This window comes from Photorhabdus tasmaniensis (assembly GCF_011189505.1).
Lineage (GTDB): Bacteria > Pseudomonadota > Gammaproteobacteria > Enterobacterales > Enterobacteriaceae > Photorhabdus > Photorhabdus tasmaniensis.
Genome location: NZ_PUJU01000122.1, coordinates 1 through 2,660, shown reverse-complemented (window position 1 = coordinate 2,660; position 2,660 = coordinate 1). Strand labels below are relative to the sequence as shown.

The following is a 2,660-nucleotide window of genomic DNA, read 5'->3' as shown; positions in this document are numbered from 1 at the left end:
CGAAGAGCGGCGATTGCAAATCGGCAAAGAAAATCTCAAAGCGCGTTGGGCCGGAAAGAGGCTGAAACCGACCCCGAAAGGGGGGCCAGAGAAATGAAAAACGTTATCCGGCAGGGTGACAGCCTGCGTGAATATGGCGGCAAGGTATTGTCGGGCCACTATCTTTGTTTTGGTCAACCGATAGCCTGCAAGGGCGATTTGGTTAAGTGTTATCACCATGGCATGACTACCATTGCTCAGGGGAGTGCATCTTGCCTGATAGAGGGTCAGCCGGTGGCATTACACGGTCATCGTTGTGAATGTGGCTGTACGTTAGTCAGCTCTTTTCCCGATTATCAGGTGGTGTCATGAAAGCCTGCCCTCTTTTTCCACCTTATCGTCAGGCTTCACCACCCCGTTTTAAACGCTGGTTGGCAGTCGGTGTCGGCGGGGTATTGCTGGTCAGTAACATCGTCGCGCTGATAAGACCTGAAATCGGTGACGCTTCAACCTTGTACGCCATGATCCCTGGGCTGGCGGCGTTATGGCTGTTATGTCTGCTATTTCGCTGGCTGTTTTACCGTTTTGCCCGGCATAACGCCTGGATTTATCAGCAACAGGTTGCGTGGGTGCAGCAAGGTTGGTGGCGTAAACATCGTCAGCAGATGGCGCTGGCGGATTGGGTATTGGTCGGGCCGCTGGGGATCACGCCTGATGTGTGGCTGAGTGTGATTAATCAGTCCCATTGTCGCCCGGAGAACCTCAGGGAAAAAACGGGTTCGGCAGTTCGTCTGTTGCGTTCTTTTGTCTCGGATATTGAGCAACGGGAAATTCAACTGATGAAAATGGCGGTGCATCAGTGGCGGAGTCAGTATCAGAAACCCTTGAAGTGTACGCCTCTGCACTGTTACTGGCTGGGCTCTACCGCTGTCTGGCAGGGGTTTGCTGCCCAGATGGCGGAGTGGTTTCCTGATGTGGTGTTACCCGAACAGCCGCAATACTGGCGTGGTATTGACACCCTGGATGAGATGATTGACCTGCTGAATGTGACAACGGGCAGTCAGGCGACTATTTTATGCGCCGGTTGCCAGTGTGTGGTCAGTGAGGCGGAATCAGCCTTACCGGCAGGTGAAGCGGCTTTTATTTGGTTGCTGAAAAAAACCGGCAAAGTGGCGTTGACCCGCGGTGAATATTTTCAGACTCAAGATGATGAACAGGTTATGGATGTGGCGGCCCGGGCGCTGATGCAGGCGGATATCACCCAGCCACCGGAACCCTGTTTTCTGTTTTCCCAGCCGGATGTTTCCTCACTGGAAGAGACCGGCTGGAATGTCACTCAACATGTGCAGGATCTCAATTGGGGCAATATTGGCGGGATGGAAGCGGTCGTGGTGCAAACCCTGGCGGCTATCTCGGCGGAAAATACCGGCCAGCCCTGTGGGTGGTTAGCCCGTGATCCTCAACATGCTTTAGCGTTTGGAATAGTGAAATCTTATGGAACTGCAAGAGAATAAATTACAACCTGTTTCGGTGGTGAATACGCTCATCTTACTGGTGGGAACCATTACCCTGTTGGTTTCGTTAGTCGGTCTGGGATGGTGGTTTTGGGGAGAACACCAAACCACGGATACTGAAACGTTCAATCATTTGTTACGGGTTTGTGGAATAGCCTGGGTGCTCATGGTGGTGGTGAGTATGCTGGGTTTTATCACGGTCACGTTGTTTGTCAAAAATAAAGTGACTGACACGAAGCCGGATACCCGGCCACTTTTGCCCGTCAGCGAACCGTATAATTATGGTGATTTAGGCGATCGCCTGCATCGTCGTTACGGGATGTTTTGGCGGTATAAAGTCCGTATCTTGTTGTTGTTGGGCGAACCTGAACAGGTGGAAGCCATCGCGCCGGGGCTGACGACCCAACACTGGCTGGAAGGCCATCGTACACTCCTGCTGTGGGGCGGCAGTTTACAAACTGAACCCGATACCGCGCAACTGGCGGCCCTGCGTCGCTTGCGCCGTTTCCGTCCGCTCAACGGCATCGTCTGGGCCCTGACCGAACAACAAAGCGCCCAGCCGGTCTGGATGGATAAAGCCCTGCGGATGTTGCAAAAACAGGCCCAGCAATTGCACTGGCAGGCTCCCATCTATTTGTGGCAGGTGTGCCACAGTCTCTGGTCACAGGCAGGGCGGGTGACGCAGGCGGTGGGGTGCTTTTTACCTGAACGCTGTACACCCGAGATAGTGGAGACTCACCTGCAACAGTTGATTGACCCGATGCGCAAGCTGGGGATGCAGCAAGTCCTGGCAGAGAACGCCCATGATTTCCTTTATCGTCTGTCATCCACCCTGGAGAAACAGGGGATTGCCCACTGGCGTAAGGTGTTGACACCGTGGCTGGCGGAGTACAGTGAGAGGGTGTTGCTGCGCGGATTAATGTTCAGTTTGCCGCTGGAGCCGAACCGGGACGCGGGACCGCAGAACTGGCTACCCGATTTTGCCTGGCAGGGGGTGTTGACTGACAGTCTGCACTGGCACGGCCGACGGTTCGGGTGGTTCCAGAAGCGCAATGTCTGTCGTGGCCTGATGGTACTGGCGTTATTGTGGGGGGCTGGCAGTGTGCTCTCCCTTTTCACCAACCGGGACCAGATAAAGGTCGTGCAGGCGGCAGTGACCGACCTGAA

The 2,660-nt window shown here is 54.5% G+C and carries 2 protein-coding genes and 1 pseudogene; all 3 read left to right on the top strand.

Translation table 11 applies throughout. From position 1 onward, the window contains the following. Nucleotides 1-93 precede the first annotated feature (93 nt). On the top strand, nucleotides 94-351 hold the full coding sequence (locus C5471_RS22985) for a PAAR domain-containing protein (RefSeq protein ID WP_133812836.1): 258 nt from the start codon (nucleotides 94-96) through the stop codon (nucleotides 349-351). After that, the gene (locus C5471_RS22980) at nucleotides 348-1,493 is read left to right on the top strand and encodes a hypothetical protein (protein ID WP_133812837.1); all 1,146 of its coding nucleotides are present in this window, start codon (nucleotides 348-350) and stop codon (nucleotides 1,491-1,493) included. The genes C5471_RS22985 and C5471_RS22980 overlap by 4 nt, the downstream gene beginning before the upstream one ends. Beyond that, nucleotides 1,474-2,660 (top strand): annotated as a pseudogene (locus C5471_RS22975) (ImcF-related family protein); the annotation flags it as partial. The gene C5471_RS22980 and the pseudogene C5471_RS22975, both read left to right, overlap by 20 nt.